The following is a 19,414-nucleotide window of genomic DNA, read 5'->3' as shown; positions in this document are numbered from 1 at the left end:
CTATGTCTTTTATCAAAATTTTAATTGTTGAGGATGAATTACTGATTGCCAAAGGATTAGCCCGAAAATTAGAAAAGTTAGGCTATGAAGTGGCGGGAATCGTGTCTTCTGGAAAGGCAGCTCTTGAAAAAATGACAGAGGTTATCCCCGATCTGATTTTAATGGATATTGTGATTAAAGGGGATATGGATGGGATTGAAACGACTGAAAAAATCAGAAAACAATATAATGTTCCAGTAATTTATGTAACGGCTTATGCGGACGATGAAACGTTGACTAGAGCTGAAGAAACGGGGTCTTATGGCTATTTGCTCAAGCCGTTTAAGGAACGGGAAGTTCATGCTACCATTAAAATGGCTCTAAAAAAACATCAGGAAAATGTCAACATAGAATCTTCCTTAGCTCATGCGGAATCAAGAAGTCAAGAAAAAACCGAGTATATCTCATTGGCTTCCCATGATTTAAGAACGCCTTTAACGGCAATTCAAATGTCGGCGGGCATGTTACAAAATTATGGACATAAGCTGACGGAAGAGAAAAAAGAGAAGCATTTGAAACGCATTCAAACCGCAGCGCAACATATGCAGCAGTTACTGGAAGATATTTTAACGTTAAGTCAGACTGAATCGGGAAAATTAGACTTTCATCCAGAACCGATTAATGTGGTGGAATTTTGTGAAGAGGTACTGGAGGAAGTGAAGGCGATCGCTTCTTCTAAACATGCCTTGAAACTTACGCTTTATGGGGAAAACCAAATTATTAATCTCGATTCCCTGATCCTACGCCACATCCTCTCGAATTTGCTCTCCAATGCGATCAAATATTCTCCAGAGGGTGGCACAATTAACCTGGATGTTACGCCAACGACAACGGAGATTACGTTTGCTGTTCGCGATCGCGGAATCGGCTTACCTCTAGAGTATCAAGATAAGCTGTTTCAACGCTTTGAACGGGCGCATAATGTGGGCAAAATCCCTGGAACTGGCTTAGGACTCTCCATTGTCAAACGCTTGATCGATCTCCATGGAGGGGAAATCCAGGTGGTAAGCGAACAAGGAAAGGGTAGCACTTTTACCGTGACCTTTCCCTGTATTTTTTAAGCGGATTGTCTTGAGATCTGGCTCTTAGGAGCAATAGCGATCGCTCACCACACGGCTATGGGTATGTAAAGAAGGCTTGTCAGGGTAGCGCGGATCGAGTTCAACCACAGACTCTAACTGCTTGCACACCCTTTGATCGCTTCCCAGGCGATCGTATCCCCAGCTATAGACAACGGTATGCTCGCTGGGGGGTTGGGCTTGGACAGGATTAGAGATAAGAGTTGTCCAGAGAATGAGGGTAAAAGCTCCCAGGAATAAAATCACGAACTTCAACATCGGGCGATCCTCATGATTGGGTAATCAGATGGTTTGAGATGGTATTACTTCGATCATAGAAGGTTTAACCCGGCTTTGGAATGGGTTAAATCACACAAGTTTTAGCCAGAAAATGCATCTTGAAGATAATCTATAATCAAAAACTGGTGATTTTCATAGGTAACCGGGGGGGCGATCGCCGCAACCTCCACCGACTTGCCCACCGGCTGATAATAAACCAACGCCACATCAAACCGACATCCAGCCTCACACCATTGGGGGGACTCCCCTAGAAAAAACTCAGCCGCAGAGCGCAATTTTGCCTGTTTCTGGGACGAGAGAGCCAATAACCCATTGCCATCCCAATTGCCCGCGCTGCGGGTTTTCACCTCCACAAATACCAGCTCCTCCCCCCATTGGACAACCAGATCCAACTCTCCCCAACGACAGCGCCAGCGACGGTGCAAAATCCTTGCCCCTTGCTGTTGCAACCATTGGGCAACCACCTCTTCCCCTTGCAGTCCTGGATTACTCATATAACGATTGCCCCTCATCCCCCTACCCCCTTCTCCCGCAGGCGCTGCCCTGAGCGAAGTCGAAGGGAGAAGGGGGAAAGTCCCTCTCCCACGGGAGAGGGATTGAGGGAGAGGGCATTTCCCGTGGCACAACTCATTTAGACTAGCTATATATCGCTGTTGAACACCTAAACGTACCATCGTCATGACCGTCAAAAAAATCCCTACTTATCTGATTCTATGGTTGAGTGTATGCCTCATCCTCGGTCTGAGCCTCACCGGAGGCATCAGTAACTTACCTCCAGCCTTAGCCCAAAACTATGAAAAAGTAGACCTGAAAAGGGCTGATTTTTCCGGCAAAGACCTGAAAGAAGCCCAATTCGATCAGGCAGATCTGACCGAAAGTAGCTTTGTGGGGGCAGACTTGCGGGGAGCGAGTTTATTTGGAGCCAAACTGATTAGAGCCAATTTAGAAGGAGCCGATCTGAGATATTCCACCATTGCAGAAGCCAATTTTAGGAAGGCCAACTTAAAAAATGTGCTGTTTGAAGGGGCCTTCGCCCAACTCGCCAGCTTTAGAGATGCTAACATCGAAGGAGCCGACTTTACGGACGTGATTCTCCGATATGATGCTCAGGAATATCTATGTGCGATCGCCAAAGGAACCAATCCCATCACCGGAGAAAAAACCCGCGATACCCTCTACTGTGATTAATTCAACCCATCAGTCCTGCCCTAATCGGGCAGGCAACAGTTTTTAAGGTTTCGCAAAATCCCTGCTTCGTAAGTTCGGTTCACCTCCAATGGCGTTTTAGCGAATTCGTCTAGAGTAAAAACAAGTCAACAAAGACCAGTCAACAGAATTTAGTTCTCTCATTCAGCAGATTATTATGAATCACAACACCCAAAACTCCCACCTGTTCGAGCAACTCGCTAACGAAAACAATGCCCTAGGTGAATATCTGCATTCCCTAGATCCGCAAACAGTCAATCATCTCTCGCAACCCTCCAAAGAAGCCCTCAGTGTGATGGAACACAACATTGTCGGACTGCTCGGACAATTGCCTCCAGAACATTTCGGCGTTACCATCACCACCAATCGGGAACAGTTGGGTCGTTTGTTAGCTTCGGCAATGATGACAGGCTACTTTCTGCATAAAGCCGAAACCCGCATGGGGTTAGAAGAGCATCTGGCTAATTTGGGTGACGAAGAGTAACACAACTACATTGATAAGGAGAGTGTATGCCTTCCCCCTTCCCACTTAGACCGTAATTTGATACCCAATATCTTGCAAGAGTGCTAAATCAAGCTGAGTAAGGAATTGTCGTACCCCAGAAGAAATCATTGGATCGAGTAAGGACTCTCCACCAATAGCATTGGGTAAAAAGTGGTCTTGAATATGGGATAGATCGGTAGCTAAGGGAATGCCTAAACCTTCGGTAATCACTAGGGCATTGGGCCCCATGAAGGTTTGACCGGATATCCATTGGTTAAAGGCTTGGGTGTTGCCAATGCCGAGAATATGCCCAAGTTCGTGGGTGGCAACAGTCATTAAATCAATTTGTCCTGGAGGAATATCGTTATGGGTTTGGGGGGTGGGATCGATAAACCAATTCATGGTGGAATTAAAGCTGATGTGACCTGTCCAAGGTTCAAAGTTGGTGCTATTAAACCGCCCATCTAGTTCGCTACCGGGAGTCCAATTGCCACTTGGCCCGGCTTGGGCAATGATTTGGGAAGATAGGGGAGTTGCTCCGACAAAGACGAGGACATCATCAATGGAGCGATCTAGGTTAAAGGATACTGTGCCTCCCGTGGTGGGATTTTTGACGTAAATGGGGGTTCCGGGAGCCAGATCGGTAAATTCATCGAGAATATGTCGCTCCCAGAAGGAGGCGGCTGTTTCTAGGATTTGGCGACGGTTGGGATCGTTGAAAAAGCCACTGTGGTCAAATCGGTAGTCAAATTCAATGTTAAAGGAGGTGGGGGTTTGGGGATCTGCTAAAAGTAAGGGGGAATCGAATTGGGCGGTTTGGGCGAGGGTGGAGGGGAGAGGATCGCTAATAAAGTCTTCGGCGGTGAGTTGGTTGGGATGAATACCGGGTAAAATGGCGAGGGTTTGGCCGGTGCTTAGGTCTTGAATGAGGGTTGTTCCGGTTAAGTTATCCCGTCCTAAAGCGATGCTGAGGCGATCGCTGGTTAATCCGTTAGGAAGTTGAATATAATCTTGAGTGTCTTCAAAGTCGAGTATCCAGTCGGCTTGGCTAGGATGGGTGGAGGATGGCTGGCTGAGGATAAAGAGGTCTTGACCTGCACCCCCGATGAGCAGGTCTGAACCCAGGTCTCCGGAAAGGCGATCGCTCCCTTTATCTCCGTAAAGGGTATCATTTCCCTGACCGCCATAGAGCAAATCCGAGTCTTGGCCGCCATAGAGCAGATCTTGACCTATATTACCGTTAAGGGTATCGGAGCCTTGGTTTCCGGCGATCCAATCCTCTCCGGCATCCGCAAAAATTCGATCCGGGTTGGCAGTTCCCATGAGGAGATCGGCGTTAGGGGTTCCGGCGATCGCTGATTCTGGAGTCAAAGTAGACTCTAATGGAGGGTTATGCATTAACATAAATTTCAGAATTTTTATTTAGATTTTAGTATAAATTTTATGTTTTTTTAGGAAAACCGAGAAAATTCTAGATTATTTTCAGAATGGTTTACCCATTAGCCTTCTGCCCATTACCCATTACCCTTCTGCCCAACAATGTGCTACGCTATGTGAAAATATTTTTGCAATTCATTATATCCATGAGCAAGGTTCTGGTGTTAAATGCCTCTTACGAACCGCTCAACATCGCTACCTGGCGACGGGCGGTTGTTTTGTTGCTCAAGGGAAAAGCCGAACAAGTAGAACACAATGGTAAGTTGTTGTGTCCTGGTTTTCCCTTACCAACCGTAATTCGACTGCGGCACTATATCCGAGTTCCCTATAAAGAAATTCCTTTGACACGCCGAAATATCTTATACAGGGATTCCCATTGCTGTCAATATTGTGGACAGAAGGGAGATGGGTTAACCCTCGATCATGTGATTCCGCGATCGCGCGGAGGAGGTGAGACTTGGGAAAACTTAGTCACGGCCTGTGTACGCTGTAATGTCAGAAAAGGTAACCGGACTCCTGAAGAGGCCTTGATGATTTTATCTCATTCCCCGCGAAAACCCTACAGCAGCCTCTATTTTGAGCTGCACAAGCATGTGACGAGCGGTACACATCAAGAATGGAAAAAATATGTAATTGGTATCTAAACCCCTGATTTAATAGTCAGGGTTTTTTTAAACTTCGGTTATGGGTAATGGTCTGGAAATCTCTACGGAATATCGGGGAAAACTTTCTCCAACCAGCAGATTTGGCATCATTACCCGAAGTAAAAATCTAGGGAGCGAGACGCTCCCACTCCAGTAAGATCAACTGATTCTAGGAGTGCGGGCATCTTGCCCGCTTCTCTTTTCCGATTAACCGAACTTGATATCAAATCATTCCCTTGAAAGGGAGGCTATGGGGCGATCGGGACTTGACTATGAGTATCAATAATATCTCGGAAAAACTCAACCACTAACTCTTCGTTCACAGGAGTCACCCCTTCTGGGCCAAACCAGCGATTAACCACGGCTACATCGTCTGGGCGCTCCATCAGGTAACCTTGCATGAATTTAGCCAGGGTATAGTTCACCAGATCGCGGAAGGTAGAGTTATCTTCGGGCATCATACAGGCAATCCCTTCACGGGTATAAGGAATTTCCGGTACAACGCTGAACTCATCGGGATCGCCAGCCGTTTTCCGTAATCCTTCTAAGAGAATCCCATCCCAAGCAAAGGCATCGATTTCTCCTTCTTGTAGAGCGGTTAATCCTTCCGCACTACCGCGCATGGGAACCAGATCCACATCCGGTTGAATGAGTTGAATCACCTGCTCGTTAGTGGTTCCCAGCAATACGCCGACTTTTTTTCCTTCTAAAGATTCTGGCGACCCTAATGTATCCCCTTGCTTGACTAATAAACGAGTACCGGTGACGGCATAACTGAGAGAAAAGTCTACAAAAATATCCCGATCCCAAGTAAAACTGGTGACTCCACAGACCAAATCAACGGTGTGATTCGTAATGGCAGGAATCCGAGTATCGGGAGTTACTTCCACTAATTCTAAGGTGATTTCTTTACCGAGTTGGGCTTCCATTTCTTGTCGAATTCGGTCAAGCATGTCAATCGAATAGCCCACTAACTCTTCTTGTTCATTAATATAAGCAAAGGGAACTGTATGGGTTCGGGTTCCTGCTGTGAGGACTCCTGTACGCATGACTTTTTCCATCACTGTTTCGGCCCAACTGGGTAGGGATAGGCTACCTGAAAATAGGAGAGTTAGGGCGGCGATCGCTAAATTTCGTTTCATTGTTGTTTCTTACCGGATTAACCAATCTGATCGATCATACTCAAGTCTAATCCAGTTTGTAGATCCTCGAATCTATCCTCATGAAGTTGTGGAAAAGCACCGGGAAACTGTGGAAAAACAACCCATTTTGTGGAAAACTTTGAAAAACGATCGGGATCGGCTCACGGTTGAAACGTAATTCGATCGCAATGATAATCAGGGGGTTCCACATGAATGAGAACGCGGACGGGGTGATATTTATCCTCTAAATGGGCTTCTACAGCTTCGGTAATTTCATGGGAACTGGCCACATCAATCGCATCAACAATTAAATGCATTTCAATAAAGACTTGACGACCAACCACACCCCGCGAAGCAATATCATGACAGTTGATGACCCCTGGGACTTCCATGACTGTATCGTGAATGGCTTCAGGGGCGATCGCGATTTCATCCACGAGCCAAGGTAAATTATCCTTGAGGACTTCCCAGCCACTATAAAACACCAATACAGCCACCGGAAATGCTAACAAGACATCGAGGAGGGGATATCCTAACACCACGCCAATCAATCCACCTAAAACCATAATGGTTACCCAAACATCACTCATGGTATGTTTGGCATCGGCGACTAAAATCCCACTACCAATGCGTTGTCCTACTCCCCGTTCATAAAAGGCGACAAAAATATTAATCCCTAAAACAATCAGCAAAATCCAGAGATCGGGGAAGGCGATCGTTAGGGGATCGGCTTCAGACATCAGACGCTCGACTGAACTAGAGACAATTTCAAAACACGCAAAACCCAAAAACGCCGAAACGCCCAAAGCGCCAATGGCATCAAATTTCTGATGTCCATAGGGATGTTCGCGATCGGGTTCGGGGGAAGCTAGTTGATTCGCCACTAATCCCAATACATTATTGGCACTATCAGTGATACTATGGAGCGCATCGGCCAACAAACTCAACGACCCAGTTTTCCAACTGACCGCGACCTTAATTAACAACGCCAGTACATTGAGTCCTAACGTAATTAAGAGAACCTGACGGACTTGAGAGCGAATATCCTTCACCATAATCTTCAAGCATATACAATAGTCTCATCTGGTTTACCATTTATGACCCAACTGACCCTTAACTTTGCCCAAGGCTCCGTCTCTTTTAATTTTACTCCTGAAGCTGCCCAAGATCTAAAAGGGGCAATTAATCAATTGATGGACACCCTCAAAGCTTCTGCGGCCCACCCGGTGACTTCAGGGCGAAAAGCGCCTCAACCTCCCATGGAATACCGCCATAATGGGGAGGTTTTCCTAGAGGTATTCTGTAATCCGAATATCTATGCCAGTCCCTTTGCGGCTAAGGTGTTAGTGACCCTGAAGAGCGATCGCCTGCGCCTGAGTACGGAAGCTGAACTGACCCGTGTCATTGAAGATCTCAATGCCTATCTCGAATAAGGGAAGTCAAACCTGGGGATGAGCAATTAGCAAGAGATTCAAGCTTTTTGCGGTATAATTTGTGAAAATGAACCCCCCCTGCTTTTCAAGAGGGGGATTGAGGGGGATCGAGATGTACCTCAAAAAAGCAAAAATGGGGTATATTAACCGTCCCCTGTCCCCTGTCCCCTATCCAGTCTAAACCCCTATGACTCACCGTCGTTATCACATTACTACCTTTGGATGCCAAATGAACAAGGCCGACTCGGAGCGCATGGCCGGCATTCTTGACGATATCGGCTTTGAATCCGTGGAAGACCCCTATCAAGCGGATTTGATTCTCTACAATACCTGTACCATTCGTGATAATGCCGAGCAAAAAGTCTATTCTTATCTGGGAAGACAAGCCAAACGCAAACAAGAAAACCCCCATTTAACCCTGATTGTAGCTGGATGTGTGGCCCAACAGGAAGGGGAAGCCCTCTTGCGTCGGGTTCCGGAACTCGATTTAGTCATGGGGCCCCAACATGCGAACCGCTTAGGGGATTTGTTGGAGCAAGTCCTAGAGGGGAATCAGGTGGTGGCCACGGAACCGGTTCACATTATGGAGGATATCACCAAACCCCGGCGCGATAGCAAGATTACGGCTTGGGTGAATGTGATTTATGGCTGCAATGAGCGCTGTTCCTATTGTGTGGTTCCTGGAGTCAGAGGGGTAGAACAATCTCGGACTCCCCAAGCGATTCGAGCAGAAATGGAGCAGGTGGGCCAACAGGGATATAAGGAAGTGACTCTGTTGGGACAAAACATTGATGCTTATGGTCGGGATTTACCGGGAATTACCCCCCAAGGACGACGGGAGAATACGTTTACCGATTTGCTCTATTTTGTCCATGATGTGGAAGGAATTGAGCGGCTTCGGTTTGCTACGAGTCATCCTCGCTATTTCACGGAGCGCTTAATTCGCGCTTGTGCCGAATTGCCGAAAGTGTGTAAACATTTTCATATTCCCTTTCAGTCTGGGGATAATCAGGTTCTCAAGGCCATGCGGCGCGGGTATACCCATCAGAAGTATCGCCGCATTATTGACAAGATTCGCGACGTTATGCCAGATGCCTCCATTAGTGCCGATGCAATTGTGGGATTTCCCGGAGAAACGGAGGAGCAGTTTGAGCATACCCTAGAGTTGGTCGAGGATATTGGCTTTGACCAGCTCAATACGGCGGCCTATTCTCCCAGACCGGGGACGGAGGCGGCGGTATGGGAAAATCAGTTAAGTGAGGAAGTGAAGAGCGATCGCCTCCAGAGGCTGAATCATTTAGTCGCCATTAAAGCCCAGGCGCGATCGCAGCGCTATCTCGGACGCATAGAAACTGTCCTAGTTGAAGACCAAAATCCCAAGGATCAAACCCAAGTCATGGGACGCACGGACGGCAACCGCTTAACATTCTTTACCGGAGATATTAACCAACTCAAGGGTCAATTGGTAAAAGTAAAAATCACCGAAACCCGCGCCTTTAGCTTAACTGGAGAGCAGCTTATCCAAAAAGCCCCGTCTTTTTGAGCGGGGAATATCAAAACAGCGAACCACCGATCGCCCCTCGGATGTAGTGACACCAGCCCATCCTCTTGCCAAGATAGAAACGATATCTTCAAAAAATGACAACTCATTAAGGCAACTATGTCCTACGATCGCGAAAAACAGGTAGCCATGGAAGCGGCCATCTTAGCCGCAAAACTCTGTCAGCAGGTACGCCAAGACATTCCAGAGGCGATCGAAAAACAAGATAAAAGTCCCGTAACCGTCGCCGATTACGGCTCCCAAGCCATAATCTGCAAAGCATTGGCCGAAACCTTCCCCAACGATCCCGTTGTCGGGGAAGAAGACGCAACCGAGCTACGCAAACCGGAAATGGCCGACACCCTCAACAAAATGCTCGGTTATGTGCAAAACATAATCCCCGATGCCACCGCCGACCAAGTAACCGACTGGATCGATCGCGGAAATGGCTCTGTATCCCCCCGATATTGGACACTAGACCCCATTGACGGCACAAAAGGTTTTTTGCGTCAAGATCAGTATGCCGTGGCTCTAGCCCTCATTGAAGACGGGGATATCAAGGTCGGCGTTTTAGCCTGTCCCGCCATGCCCGTCGAAGGTTCCGAACCGGGTATGCTCTACGTTGCCGTGCGCGGAGAAGGAGCGCAAATGAAGCCCTTAGCGGGAGGAGAACTGCAACCCATCCATGTCGTCAGTCCCGACGATACAGAAAATTTGCGCTTTGTGGAAAGCGTAGAAGCCGCCCATGGCGACCAATCTCGGCAAAATGCCATGGCTCAAGCCGTCGGCATTACCGCCGCATCGGTGCGGGTGGACTCCCAAGCCAAATATGGCATTGTTGCCTCTGGAAAAGCCGCTCTATACTTGCGCTTACCCTCCCCCAAATATCCCGATTATCGGGAAAATATTTGGGATCATGCTGCTGGTGCGATCGTTGTTGAAGAAGCCGGAGGAAAGGTGACCGATATGTATGGAAAACCCCTCAACTTTGCTGAGGGGCAGAAAATGATCGATAATCGTGGCGTTGTCGTCAGTAATGGCGTGTTGCACGAGAAGATTATCGCCGTTTTGAACAATTAGTTTCCGTAGGCGCAAGCTCCCCCTCATTCCTCCCCTTAAAAAAGGGAGAAACTCCGTAGGGGCGGGTTGACCTAGATCTGGCAAGAAAAACCAAAGATCTCGTAAACCCACCCCTATATCTTGATGATCTCAAGTGGTTTTGTATTGTCGTGACACAGCTAAAATGAGGCAGTATATGTAGTGCGAGCATCTTGCTCGCTGCCTTTCTCTAGGGAGCGAGACGCTCGCACTCCTAAAGCACCAAATTACAGCGCTTCGCGCGGCAGAAGGGTAATGGGTAATGGGTAATGGGAAAACCATTTTTCACGCTATAATCCCCATTTTTCAGGCTTTTCATGGGAAGGCACTCAACCCTTAAACTTTCGATAACTGTACCTCATAACATCGAAAAGCGCTGTATAGCGCTGCGCTCTATAGCAGTAGGGTGCGTTAGCGCAAGCGTAACGCACCCGATGTTAGGCTAACCTTAACCCACTTTCACCTTAACGACCTTGTGTTGTTCTTCTTCAACCTTCGGTAACGTCAAGTGCAAAATTCCATCCTTATATTCCGCTTCCACATTATTGTTTTGAACCCGGTTGGGTAAAGGAATCACTCTTTGGAACTGACCATAGCGAAACTCTGAGCGAGTTACCCCCTTCTCTTCAGTGGTGTTTTCGCTGCGGCGATCGCCAGAAATAGAAACCGCTTCAGCCGTCACTTGAATATCGAGGTCTTCCGGTTTCATACCCGGAACTTCTAATTTAATTTCAAAGGCTTCAGGGGTTTCATGCAGTTCAGCCGCCGGTAGGAAAGAACTGTGGTGATAAAGATCTTCTTTGGGCACTAAATCATCAAACAAGCGATTCATTTGCCGTTGTAAAGTATCGATTTCCCGGAACGGTTCCCAACGAACTAAAGGCATAATATAAACCTCCTAAACAACTTACCTTTGTTTGATGAATTCAATCTAACAAACTTTCGTTAAATGTCAGGTTCGGTTTTTCTCCCTCGGTTGATGCAAGTCTCCGAACTTCCTTAAGGATAACAAGAAAAAGCCGATTCCTAAACTTATACCCATTGACCGAATTTGATATAATTTTTGGCGATAATGCTCTGCATCGCTGCCGCGATCGCTATAGCAATGATGGTGACGCAATGGCAAAGGGTGGCGATCGCCCCCGAACAACTCCATAATGACATAATCCGGCTGACTGCCCAGCAACAGCATTATCTGTGTCGAGTGCTGCGACTGCAACCGGGCGATCGCTTTATTGCCTTGATGCAACCGGACTGGTGGTTAAGTGAACTGCGGGATCTCGAAACAGCACAACGCTTAGAACCAATAGAGATCCAAACGGAACTGGCGATCGCCATTACCCTGATGGTTGCCTTACCTAAAAACGGGTTTGAAGAGATTATCCGTTGTTGCACTGAATTGGGTGTAAGGTCGATTATCCCTGTCATCAGCGATCGCACCCTGCTGAAACCTAGCGCCCAAAAACTGCAACGGTGGCGACGCATTGCCACAGAAGCGGCTGAACAATGCGAACGGCAGCATATTCCCGATCTCGCCGATCCCCTCTCCTTTGCTCAAGCCATAGAAACTGCTGACGGGAGCGATCGCTACCTGGCCGTTACCCGCACCAGTGCCCCCCATCTGCTTGCCCTACCTCTACCCCCACCTAGCGAATCGATCGCGATCGCCACCGGGCCAGAAGGGGGCTGGACTCCCCACGAAGTCCAACAAGCCCTCAACACAGGGTTTCAACCCATTTCCCTCGGTCAACGCATCCTCAGAGCCGTAACTGCTCCCATTGTCGCCCTATCCTTATTAAACGGACACTATGAAGTTTATTCTTCAGCTTGTTCTTCCTGCTCTGAAGGCGCTAACTGAGGTTCAAGATCGGGCTTATCTTCTAAACTATCCTCGGACATGCGGTCAGGATAACGGGCAAAATCTACCATGGTTTTGATCACACTGGCCACAGGAACAGCCAGCAATAAACCCAGAAGTCCAGCCACTTTTCCGCCAATAATCAGGGAGATCATTAACCAGAGGGGATTAAGTCCGATCATATCTCCTAAAAGACGGGGGGCAACAATGTTGTCATTAATCTGCCCAACGATCAAAGCTGCCCCCAAAACTTGAATCCCTAATGCAAAATCTTGTAATCCCACAATGAAACTGGCTAAAATCACCGTCACGGCACTGGCATAGGGGACTAGGGTCGTCATGCCAATGGCCACGCCAAATAAAAGACCATAGGGAACTTGTAACAGGAGAAAAACTAGGGTCTGAGCAACGCTGAGAATTCCGGCTAAAATGGTTTGACTGACAAAGTAGTTGGCAAAAACTTGCTCTGAAGTTTCTTTCAGTTTTGTGCCCCAAGGATCGGGTATCCAACTAAAAATACCCTTCCAAAAGGATTCTCCACCTAAAACCAAAAAAATGGTAAATACCAGAATAATCGTGCCATTCAGAATATTGTTAATGGTTCCAACCAGTAAATCTAAGGCTTGGGAACCGATGGATTGGAGTTGGGTGGATAAATTGCGGGCCAGATGTAGGCTGATTGCACTTAAGTCAAAGGGGAGATTTTGAGCGATCGCCCATTGCTCCAGAGCATCGATCTGGCGATCGCCCGATGCCAATATTTTGGGTAAGCTATTGAGCAGTTGAGCCAATTGCCTCAGAATTTGTGGGATCAGTAACCCCGCTAAAAAGAGGACAAATAATATAGCAACCAGAAAAACAACAGCAATTGCCCAAGATCGTTTCAGACCTCGACGATGTAAAAATTGAATGGGAAAATTCAGTAAAAATGAAAACAGAGTCGCGGTGACAAACAAGCTGACTAAGGGCTGAAGGTTATTAATGACATGGGAGAGCAACCACGCATTCAGAAATCCTAGGGGAAATAATAGACCTAACCTTACAGTCCTCGGTATACTGCGCCAAAATTCTAACATATCAGGTTGAATAACTTCAGCTAGACTCAAAGTAAAGCTATGTTATCACTTTGGCTCGCACAAGATGCCCGCTTCTCTTTTCCCCTGCGATTATATTCACTATAATCCCGTGCGGCATGGATATTGTAAAATGCCCCAGGATTGGCCCTATTCCACGATTCACCGGTTGATGAAGTTGGGCGTTTATCCTAGAGATTGGGGGACTACAGAACAGATAGAAAAACCTCAAGGGTTTTGGGATGACTAGGGATTGATTGATTTCGGTGCGTTACGCTGTCGCTAACGCACCCTACTGCCGTGACAACCCTAAAATGGTGGGTTACGGCGGATTGATAGATTGCTGTCAGAGTCTAGGTTTTAGCCGCCTAACCCACCCTACGCTAATGCACATTTTTAGCTGTGTCACGGCACTACTGCCTTGACACAGCTAATTTAGGGCATTAGAAAATCGCTAGGGTTCTTGAAATTTGTGAATTTAAGCAAAATCCTATTGCCTCATTTTAGTCGTGTCACGGCACTACAGTATTAGAATTGGAGAATATCGCGAAGGTATTGTAGGGGCGAGAAAATTTTCGCCACCACTGCCTAGAATACTAAGAACCACTATATTATAATTCAGAAAAACTCCCAGTAGAGTGAGGTAATCCCATGACCGAATCGATCGTCACTTCTAACCCAGAACCTCAATTACGTTGGACAAGTGCTGACCTGGATTTACTGCCTGACAATAGCAACCGCTATGAAATTATTGATGGAGAACTGTTTGTGACTAGAGCGCCTCATAATAAGCATCAAGATACCTGTGGGAATCTTTACTATGAGTTGAAATCTTGGTCAAAAAGAACTGGGTTAGGGTATGCAGTTATGGGTGCGGGTGTATTGTTTAGTGAGGGGAATGATGTAATTCCGGATGTGATTTGGATGCAGAAGGAAACTTATACGTCCTTAATTGATGAATCTGGACATTTCGGGGGCGCACCGGAACTGGCGATCGAGGTTTTGTCGGCAGGATCAGAGAATGAAAGACGCGATCGCCAAGTGAAGTTAAAACTCTATTCATCTAGGGGAGTCTTAGAATACTGGATCGCTGACTGGAGAGCGAAACAGATAGAGGTCTATCGGCGCAATCAGGGGGTTCTGAAATTAGAATTAACTCTATTGATTGATGATGTACTGACCTCTCCTTTACTGCCTGAGTTTGCTTGTTCTTTGTCGGAAATTTTCACAGGAGAATAGGCACTGGATTGATTGAAAATATGGGCGTGAAGTCGGGTGTGCAATGCCAGGTCTACAACTACTATAGCTCAAACACTGAACCAACACGCTTGTACCCTAGCTTCTCATAATATAGATCTTCATCGGAAAGCAGGTAAACGTCTAAAGACTGATGCTCTTGCTTAATCCTTTTCAGAAGCTCTCGTGCGTAGCCCTGGTTCCTATAGCGCGGTGCAATATAAAGCTCGCTTACATAAATACCAAACCCATCAACTAAAGCGCGTAGATAGCCACAAATGTTGTCTTGACTTTTATAAATGTAAGTTTGACTACACAACAAGGCATTCTTGAATTTATCTAATGCGTCGGCATTGGTAAACGAACTCCAATCGGGTTCAGCTTTCAGGAGTTCAATCAATTCAGACTCGTGATTTTTGTTATACCTGAATATACTTTTCATTACGATACAGCATTTTTTGCTGCTATGAGGTACAAGATCAAAGTCTCAAATCCTGATTTCCACAAGCTTTTGCCTAGCGCTACTGATTTCCTACCCATTCGTAAACTTCAAAGGCTGTGGTATTGCAGTGGGTGCAACCGCCACATTTTTTTCCTTCTGAAGCTAAGGGGCGTACTCTGCCTTTATGGACTAATTTGTTAAGCATCCCCCGCAGAGCATCCGGATGGCTGCGAAAGTGAGTTTCGAGTTCCGCTAGAGAGACTTTCTGTTTTTGAGCGAGATAGGTTTGCAGTTCTAAAATCATTTTCAATGAACAATTAACAATTAATAATTTGGGGAACAGGGAACAGGGAACAGGCAATAGGCAATAGGCAATCTCCGTGTCTCCGCGTCCCCATTCCCCCATTCCCCCATTCCCCTATCCCCTAAATGGGGTTTTCAGACTGACGCTGGGGTTTGAACTGGGGATGGAGCATTTTCAGAGCGAAGAAGACACCGACACTAATCGCTGCCATTCCCACCAGCCATAGACTGGCAAAGAGGGGTTGGGCATTCAATTGAGTGATTTGATAGAAACTGGTGGCGACGATGTAGGCTAAACCGGTTGTCCATGCAGCCACAAAGATAGTCCATTGTAAGTTGGTTTCCCGGTAAACGGCTGCGGTGGCAGAGACACAGGGAAAATAGAGCAATACAAACAGCAGGTAAGCAAAGGCTCCGGTTTTACCATCAAACCGGCTCACCATGGCTCCAAATGTGCCTAGCTGGACTTCTTGTTCTGTGGAAGCGGTTTCTATGTCTGTGGTGTCGCCAATATTTAATCCGAGCGGATCGAGTAAGGTACTGGGAATTTCGGCTAAGTTGGCGGGAATGGTGGCGAAGGCTTCTTGGATGCCTCCCCACAAATCAAAGCTGCCCTCTGCTTCGGCTAATTCGGGATTGTCACTAATTGCCAATTGCCCGTAGACTGAATCGAGTGTGCCCACCATGGCTTCTTTGGCGAATACACCGGTAAAGATGCCGACGGTGGCGGGCCAATTTTCTTGGGTAATGCCCATGGGCGCAAATACGGGGGTTACGGCTTGACTGGTGACACTGAGGACGGATTTATCGCTATCTTGGTTACCAAACGATCCATCGGTTCCTAAAGAGTTGAGTAATCCGAGGATGGTGACCATGATAATAATCACTTTTCCGGCTTTGATGAGAAATGCCCGCAGCCGATCCCAGGTGCGGATCATGACTCCTTTGAACCGGGGGATGTGGTAGGGGGGAAGCTCCATGACAAAAGGGGAAATGTCACCTTTGAGTATGGTGTTTTTCATCACTAGCCCGGTGAGAATGGCAAAGCCAATGCCGAGCAGATAGAGGCTAAAGACGATGTTTTGGCCGCCGATGGGAAAGAAGGCGGCGGCAAAGAGGGCGTAAACGGGAAGCCTTGCACCACAGGACATGAAGGGGTTCATGAGGATGGTCATCAGGCGATCGCGGGAATTTTCTAGGGTGCGGGTGGCCATAATTGCGGGTACGTTACAGCCAAAGCCCACTAACATGGGCACAAAGGATTTGCCGGGTAAGCCCACAAACCGCATCATTCGATCCATGACGAAGGCAGCTCGCGCCATATAACCGGAGTCTTCGAGTATGGATAAGAACAGGAACATGAAGGCAATTACGGGAATAAAGGTGGCGACGGTTTGTATCCCACCCCCTGCGCCATCGGCTAAGAGGGCGATCGCCCATCCAGGAAAGCGCAGACTTTCCAGTAGTTGCCCGAAGCCGTCTACAAAGATTGTGCCTGCTGCAATGTCAAAGAAGTCAATAAAGGCACTACCGACGTTAATGGTAAACAAAAACATCAGGTACATCACGCCCAAGAAAATGGGAATACCCAGCCAACGGTTGAGGACAATGGCATCGAGCTTATCGCTCATGGATTGACTGACTTCTCCACTGCGTTGACTGGTTTCTTGGGCTACATTTTGAATAAAGCCGTAGCGACTATCGGCAATTAAAATATCAATATCTTCCCCCAAGACTTGATGAATTGTCCGCCGATGTTTGGCGATCATCTCGGTGAGTTCTGGAGTAACGATTTCGCTCGCTCCCCGTTCATCGTATTGCAGCAAGTTGAGGGCACTCCAGCGAGGTTCAATAATCCGATTGGTGGTGTTTTCAGTCAGGTAGGGGACGATTTCGGCTAAGGCATCTTCTATGACTGCGGGATAGGCCACGTAGCTGGGAGTATGGGTTAAGTTTTCGAGGATTTGGCCGATGAGATTAACTAAAGGTTGAATGCCTTGGCGATCGCTGGCAATAATGGGAATAACGGGAACCCCTAAGCGATCGCCTAACTGGTCTGGATTAATATCTATGCCTCGCTTCTGGGCAATATCGGTCATATTCAGGGCAATGACCATGGGTACGCGCATTTCCATGAGCTGGGTAGTCAGATAAAGATTGCGCTCTAGATTGGAGGCATCAATGATATTAATCACCAGTTGCGCTTCCCCAGAAAGCAGATAATCTCGCGCGACTAATTCATCCATCCCCGTGGCACTTTCTTCTGCATCTAGGGAATAGACCCCCGGTAAATCTACGAGGGTAATGGTAGATTCATTAACCTTAAACTGCCCTTCTTTGCGATCGACTGTAACCCCTGGCCAGTTTCCTGTCCGTTGGTTGGCTCCAGTTAGGGCGTTAAAGAGGGTGGTTTTCCCGCAGTTGGGATTACCAATTAAGGCAACAATGGGTTTGAGCATGGTCATAACCTGGGGTTTCAATTTTGTTGATGAGATGGGGGAATGGGGGGGATGGGGAGATAGGGAGATGGGGAGATAGGGAGATAGGAAAATTACCAATTACCCATTACCCATTACCCATTACCATCTCTACTTTTAGGGCTTCAGCCTCTTGTTTGCGTACACTTAAATTAAAGCCGCGTACCTGAATAGCTACGGGATCGCCTAGGGGAGCAACCCGAACGACGGTAAATTCTGTTCCTGGGGTGAGTCCCATGGAGAGGAGTTTGCTTTTGTAGGCGCGATGGGTGTTTTCGTAGCCGATGATGCGCCCTTTTTCGCCTACACTCAGGTCTCCTAAATGGAGGGCGGAGGTTGAGTTTTCCATATCTAGATTGGGGTGTAAAGATGGGTTGGTTTCGGTGACGAGGACTCGTGAGGCTAAACCAGCGCCTAGACCTAATCGGTTATCGGCGATCGCCACCACTACTGAGCCACTGCCTTGACGACTGAGGATTTGTACCTGAGATCCTGGGGTAATTCCCATAGCTAACAGGCGAGAGATTCCCCCTTTTCCCTGAAACCCCCTCACCCATACCTGCTGTCCCGGTTGTCCTTCACTGAGCAGGAACCCATTCTTTTCGGGGATTTCTGATTTAGCTTGCTCGTCTTGGCTCGAACTGACTCCGAGATAGTCATAATGACCGTGATGGTGTTTTCCTCGCCCTGGGGGGCGATCTGGGCGATCGTTCCGACCCCATCGCTTCATCCAACCCATAACTTGACTGGTGTTCATTAGAGTTGCTAATTATTCTCATTTATTTTGCACCATTAGTTTACTCTTATATCTATTTATTAGCAAGAAGATTAAGTTAATTGACAAGGATATGAAGAAAATAAACATTTCCTTGAGAAGAGTTATTATTCCTGTCCCCCGTAGTACACTAGGGTTGGATGATTTAGACTCCCTACGAAAACCTACTCAAGAAACGGCTAAGAGACCATGACAGATGCGGCATCCCCTTCAGAAGTTTCCAGCTCAACTCTGACCCAGACGAACCCAAGCTCTTCTGATTTAACTTCTCAATTAGGACAATGGTTAGAAAACACCAGTGAAATCGCTGCAATATTACCAGTAGTTGCTGGACTATTCGTTACCAGTCGCTTGCGGTTACGAGGAGCGCAAGCCCTATTAGTCAACCTGACGATCGCCTCCCTGGTGCGGCAAGCGATCCTGCAAGTCAAGAAACAAGCCAAGACTAGCCCAGACAGCAGTCAGCAAGCCTTACCTGCCAGCGAAGAAACACCGAGTACAGAGGAAGAAGATTATAAAATTGTCCATTCTGTCCCTGGGCGAATTCGTTTACGCATTCCTCGTTTAATTAACGACTCGCTCTATGCCCAACGCCTAGAAAAACTGCTCTCTGCCGAGTCTAAAGTGAAGCATGTGCGGGTTAACCCGGCAGCCGCTTCCCTGATTATTCAATACGATGGAGAAGGCATGTCAGAACTCGAATTAGGCATGTATTTACTCAATATCCTCGATCGAGCAGACTCTGCTCCTATGGAGGAGCAAGGCGATCGAAATTCAGAATCTGAGAATATGAACTAGCCCCGTAGTAGACCGGCAAGCTTAAAATTGTAGGTTGGGTTGAACGAAGTGAAACCCAACTTTCGTCAGAC

The 19,414-nt window shown here is 47.3% G+C and carries 21 protein-coding genes and 1 pseudogene; 11 read left to right on the top strand and 11 right to left on the bottom strand.

All coding sequences use genetic code 11. The features are described from left to right. Positions 1–2 precede the first annotated feature (2 nt). A complete protein-coding gene (locus PJF56_RS14725) occupies positions 3–1,100 on the top strand; it encodes a hybrid sensor histidine kinase/response regulator (RefSeq protein WP_283763441.1) in 1,098 nt (365 codons plus the stop codon). Between the two features lie 24 nt (positions 1,101–1,124). On the opposite strand, the gene PJF56_RS14720 is transcribed toward PJF56_RS14725, so the two are convergent. Together PJF56_RS14720 and PJF56_RS14715 are read right to left on the bottom strand one after the other, a co-directional pair. Then, positions 1,125–1,376, bottom strand: a complete 252-nt coding sequence (locus PJF56_RS14720) for a hypothetical protein (protein ID WP_283763440.1) — start codon at positions 1,374–1,376, stop codon at positions 1,125–1,127. 101 nt (positions 1,377–1,477) lie between these two features. Continuing rightward, complete coding sequence (locus PJF56_RS14715; RefSeq protein WP_283763439.1) at positions 1,478–1,891, bottom strand: YraN family protein; 414 nt, start codon at positions 1,889–1,891, stop codon at positions 1,478–1,480. Positions 1,892–2,075: 184 nt separating this feature from the next. On the opposite strand from PJF56_RS14715, the gene PJF56_RS14710 reads away from it, so the two are divergent. Continuing rightward, positions 2,076–2,585 carry a pentapeptide repeat-containing protein gene (locus PJF56_RS14710; protein WP_283763438.1) on the top strand — a complete coding sequence of 170 codons (510 nt, stop codon included), beginning with the start codon at positions 2,076–2,078 and terminating at the stop codon, positions 2,583–2,585. Positions 2,586–2,760: 175 nt separating this feature from the next. Then, positions 2,761–3,087 (top strand): DUF760 domain-containing protein, encoded by a 327-nt coding sequence (locus PJF56_RS14705; protein WP_283763437.1) that lies wholly within the window; start codon positions 2,761–2,763, stop codon positions 3,085–3,087. A gap of 45 nt (positions 3,088–3,132) precedes the next feature. On the opposite strand, the gene PJF56_RS14700 is transcribed toward PJF56_RS14705, so the two are convergent. After that, positions 3,133–4,491: a M10 family metallopeptidase C-terminal domain-containing protein gene (locus PJF56_RS14700; RefSeq protein ID WP_283763436.1), complete on the bottom strand. Its 1,359-nt coding sequence runs from the start codon at positions 4,489–4,491 to the stop codon at positions 3,133–3,135. 179 nt (positions 4,492–4,670) lie between these two features. On the opposite strand from PJF56_RS14700, the gene PJF56_RS14695 reads away from it, so the two are divergent. Beyond that, positions 4,671–5,168, top strand: a complete 498-nt coding sequence (locus PJF56_RS14695; protein WP_283763484.1) for an HNH endonuclease — start codon at positions 4,671–4,673, stop codon at positions 5,166–5,168. Between the two features lie 248 nt (positions 5,169–5,416). Here the strand turns inward: PJF56_RS14695 and PJF56_RS14690 are convergent, their stop codons facing one another. Together PJF56_RS14690 and cdf31 are read right to left on the bottom strand one after the other, a co-directional pair. Continuing rightward, positions 5,417–6,310, bottom strand: coding sequence for an amino acid ABC transporter substrate-binding protein (locus PJF56_RS14690; RefSeq protein WP_283763435.1), 894 nt, complete (start codon positions 6,308–6,310; stop codon positions 5,417–5,419). Positions 6,311–6,471: 161 nt separating this feature from the next. Next, positions 6,472–7,365, bottom strand: coding sequence for a CDF family zinc efflux transporter Cdf31 (gene cdf31, locus PJF56_RS14685; RefSeq protein WP_283763434.1), 894 nt, complete (start codon positions 7,363–7,365; stop codon positions 6,472–6,474). 42 nt (positions 7,366–7,407) lie between these two features. Here cdf31 and PJF56_RS14680 point away from each other — a divergent pair, with 42 nt between their 5' ends. The 3 genes from PJF56_RS14680 to PJF56_RS14670 all read left to right on the top strand — a co-directional run bounded on the left by PJF56_RS14680 (position 7,408) and on the right by PJF56_RS14670 (position 10,363). After that, positions 7,408–7,743, top strand: a complete 336-nt coding sequence (locus tag PJF56_RS14680) for a hypothetical protein (protein WP_283763433.1) — start codon at positions 7,408–7,410, stop codon at positions 7,741–7,743. Positions 7,744–7,930: 187 nt separating this feature from the next. Continuing rightward, on the top strand, positions 7,931–9,286 hold the full coding sequence (gene miaB, locus PJF56_RS14675; protein ID WP_283763432.1) for a tRNA (N6-isopentenyl adenosine(37)-C2)-methylthiotransferase MiaB: 1,356 nt from the start codon (positions 7,931–7,933) through the stop codon (positions 9,284–9,286). A 117-nt stretch (positions 9,287–9,403) separates the two neighbouring features. Next, a complete protein-coding gene (locus PJF56_RS14670; RefSeq protein ID WP_283763431.1) occupies positions 9,404–10,363 on the top strand; it encodes a 3'(2'),5'-bisphosphate nucleotidase in 960 nt (319 codons plus the stop codon). Positions 10,364–10,829: 466 nt separating this feature from the next. Here PJF56_RS14670 and PJF56_RS14665 read toward each other — a convergent pair whose 3' ends face one another. Further along, positions 10,830–11,267 carry an Hsp20/alpha crystallin family protein gene (locus tag PJF56_RS14665; protein ID WP_283763430.1) on the bottom strand — a complete coding sequence of 146 codons (438 nt, stop codon included), beginning with the start codon at positions 11,265–11,267 and terminating at the stop codon, positions 10,830–10,832. A 186-nt stretch (positions 11,268–11,453) separates the two neighbouring features. On the opposite strand from PJF56_RS14665, the gene PJF56_RS14660 reads away from it, so the two are divergent. Further along, positions 11,454–12,239, top strand: coding sequence for a 16S rRNA (uracil(1498)-N(3))-methyltransferase (locus tag PJF56_RS14660; protein ID WP_283763429.1), 786 nt, complete (start codon positions 11,454–11,456; stop codon positions 12,237–12,239). Here the strand turns inward: PJF56_RS14660 and PJF56_RS14655 are convergent. Next, the gene (locus PJF56_RS14655; RefSeq protein WP_430540892.1) at positions 12,197–13,315 is read right to left on the bottom strand and encodes an AI-2E family transporter; all 1,119 of its coding nucleotides are present in this window, start codon (positions 13,313–13,315) and stop codon (positions 12,197–12,199) included. The two genes, PJF56_RS14660 and PJF56_RS14655, sit on opposite strands and share 43 nt — an antisense overlap. Positions 13,316–13,400: 85 nt before the next feature. Here PJF56_RS14655 and PJF56_RS14650 point away from each other — a divergent pair. After that, positions 13,401–13,562: pseudogene (locus PJF56_RS14650) on the top strand (REP-associated tyrosine transposase); the annotation flags it as partial. A gap of 401 nt (positions 13,563–13,963) precedes the next feature. Then, on the top strand, positions 13,964–14,551 hold the full coding sequence (locus PJF56_RS14645; protein ID WP_283763426.1) for a Uma2 family endonuclease: 588 nt from the start codon (positions 13,964–13,966) through the stop codon (positions 14,549–14,551). Between the two features lie 61 nt (positions 14,552–14,612). Here the strand turns inward: PJF56_RS14645 and PJF56_RS14640 are convergent, their stop codons facing one another. The 4 genes from PJF56_RS14640 to PJF56_RS14625 all read right to left on the bottom strand — a co-directional run bounded on the left by PJF56_RS14640 (position 14,613) and on the right by PJF56_RS14625 (position 18,527). Beyond that, the gene (locus tag PJF56_RS14640) at positions 14,613–14,990 is read right to left on the bottom strand and encodes a GNAT family N-acetyltransferase (RefSeq protein ID WP_283763425.1); all 378 of its coding nucleotides are present in this window, start codon (positions 14,988–14,990) and stop codon (positions 14,613–14,615) included. Between the two features lie 79 nt (positions 14,991–15,069). Continuing rightward, on the bottom strand, positions 15,070–15,294 hold the full coding sequence (locus tag PJF56_RS14635) for a FeoC-like transcriptional regulator (RefSeq protein WP_283763424.1): 225 nt from the start codon (positions 15,292–15,294) through the stop codon (positions 15,070–15,072). 121 nt (positions 15,295–15,415) lie between these two features. Further along, the gene (feoB, locus tag PJF56_RS14630) at positions 15,416–17,752 is read right to left on the bottom strand and encodes a Fe(2+) transporter permease subunit FeoB (RefSeq protein ID WP_347179552.1); all 2,337 of its coding nucleotides are present in this window, start codon (positions 17,750–17,752) and stop codon (positions 15,416–15,418) included. A 106-nt stretch (positions 17,753–17,858) separates the two neighbouring features. Further along, entirely contained in the window at positions 17,859–18,527 is a 669-nt protein-coding gene (locus PJF56_RS14625; protein ID WP_283763422.1) for a FeoA family protein, read from the bottom strand. 207 nt (positions 18,528–18,734) lie between these two features. On the opposite strand from PJF56_RS14625, the gene PJF56_RS14620 reads away from it, so the two are divergent. Then, the gene (locus PJF56_RS14620; protein ID WP_283763421.1) at positions 18,735–19,343 is read left to right on the top strand and encodes an HMA2 domain-containing protein; all 609 of its coding nucleotides are present in this window, start codon (positions 18,735–18,737) and stop codon (positions 19,341–19,343) included. Positions 19,344–19,414: the final 71 nt, after the last annotated feature.

This window comes from Roseofilum halophilum BLCC-M91 (genome assembly GCF_030068445.1).
GTDB classification, from domain to species: Bacteria; Cyanobacteriota; Cyanobacteriia; order Cyanobacteriales; family Desertifilaceae; genus Roseofilum; species Roseofilum halophilum.
The sequence above is the reverse complement of the archived record's forward strand: the minus strand, read 5'-3'. Positions and strand labels throughout refer to the sequence as shown.

Bases quoted from the DNA above. Each gene is read 5' to 3' on its own strand.
- PJF56_RS14725 (WP_283763441.1), top strand. From the start codon at position 3: ATGTCTTTTATCAAAATTTTAATTGTTGAGGATGAATTACTGATTGCC.
- PJF56_RS14720 (WP_283763440.1), bottom strand. From the start codon at position 1,376: ATGTTGAAGTTCGTGATTTTATTCCTGGGAGCTTTTACCCTCATTCTC.
- PJF56_RS14715 (WP_283763439.1), bottom strand. From the start codon at position 1,891: ATGAGTAATCCAGGACTGCAAGGGGAAGAGGTGGTTGCCCAATGGTTG.
- PJF56_RS14710 (WP_283763438.1), top strand. From the start codon at position 2,076: ATGACCGTCAAAAAAATCCCTACTTATCTGATTCTATGGTTGAGTGTA.
- PJF56_RS14705 (WP_283763437.1), top strand. From the start codon at position 2,761: ATGAATCACAACACCCAAAACTCCCACCTGTTCGAGCAACTCGCTAAC.
- PJF56_RS14700 (WP_283763436.1), bottom strand. From the start codon at position 4,491: ATGTTAATGCATAACCCTCCATTAGAGTCTACTTTGACTCCAGAATCA.
- PJF56_RS14695 (WP_283763484.1), top strand. From the start codon at position 4,671: ATGAGCAAGGTTCTGGTGTTAAATGCCTCTTACGAACCGCTCAACATC.
- PJF56_RS14690 (WP_283763435.1), bottom strand. From the start codon at position 6,310: ATGAAACGAAATTTAGCGATCGCCGCCCTAACTCTCCTATTTTCAGGT.
- cdf31 (WP_283763434.1), bottom strand. From the start codon at position 7,365: ATGGTGAAGGATATTCGCTCTCAAGTCCGTCAGGTTCTCTTAATTACG.
- PJF56_RS14680 (WP_283763433.1), top strand. From the start codon at position 7,408: ATGACCCAACTGACCCTTAACTTTGCCCAAGGCTCCGTCTCTTTTAAT.
- miaB (WP_283763432.1), top strand. From the start codon at position 7,931: ATGACTCACCGTCGTTATCACATTACTACCTTTGGATGCCAAATGAAC.
- PJF56_RS14670 (WP_283763431.1), top strand. From the start codon at position 9,404: ATGTCCTACGATCGCGAAAAACAGGTAGCCATGGAAGCGGCCATCTTA.
- PJF56_RS14665 (WP_283763430.1), bottom strand. From the start codon at position 11,267: ATGCCTTTAGTTCGTTGGGAACCGTTCCGGGAAATCGATACTTTACAA.
- PJF56_RS14660 (WP_283763429.1), top strand. From the start codon at position 11,454: ATGCTCTGCATCGCTGCCGCGATCGCTATAGCAATGATGGTGACGCAA.
- PJF56_RS14655 (WP_430540892.1), bottom strand. From the start codon at position 13,315: ATGTTAGAATTTTGGCGCAGTATACCGAGGACTGTAAGGTTAGGTCTA.
- PJF56_RS14645 (WP_283763426.1), top strand. From the start codon at position 13,964: ATGACCGAATCGATCGTCACTTCTAACCCAGAACCTCAATTACGTTGG.
- PJF56_RS14640 (WP_283763425.1), bottom strand. From the start codon at position 14,990: ATGAAAAGTATATTCAGGTATAACAAAAATCACGAGTCTGAATTGATT.
- PJF56_RS14635 (WP_283763424.1), bottom strand. From the start codon at position 15,294: ATGATTTTAGAACTGCAAACCTATCTCGCTCAAAAACAGAAAGTCTCT.
- feoB (WP_347179552.1), bottom strand. From the start codon at position 17,752: ATGCTCAAACCCATTGTTGCCTTAATTGGTAATCCCAACTGCGGGAAA.
- PJF56_RS14625 (WP_283763422.1), bottom strand. From the start codon at position 18,527: ATGAACACCAGTCAAGTTATGGGTTGGATGAAGCGATGGGGTCGGAAC.
- PJF56_RS14620 (WP_283763421.1), top strand. From the start codon at position 18,735: ATGACAGATGCGGCATCCCCTTCAGAAGTTTCCAGCTCAACTCTGACC.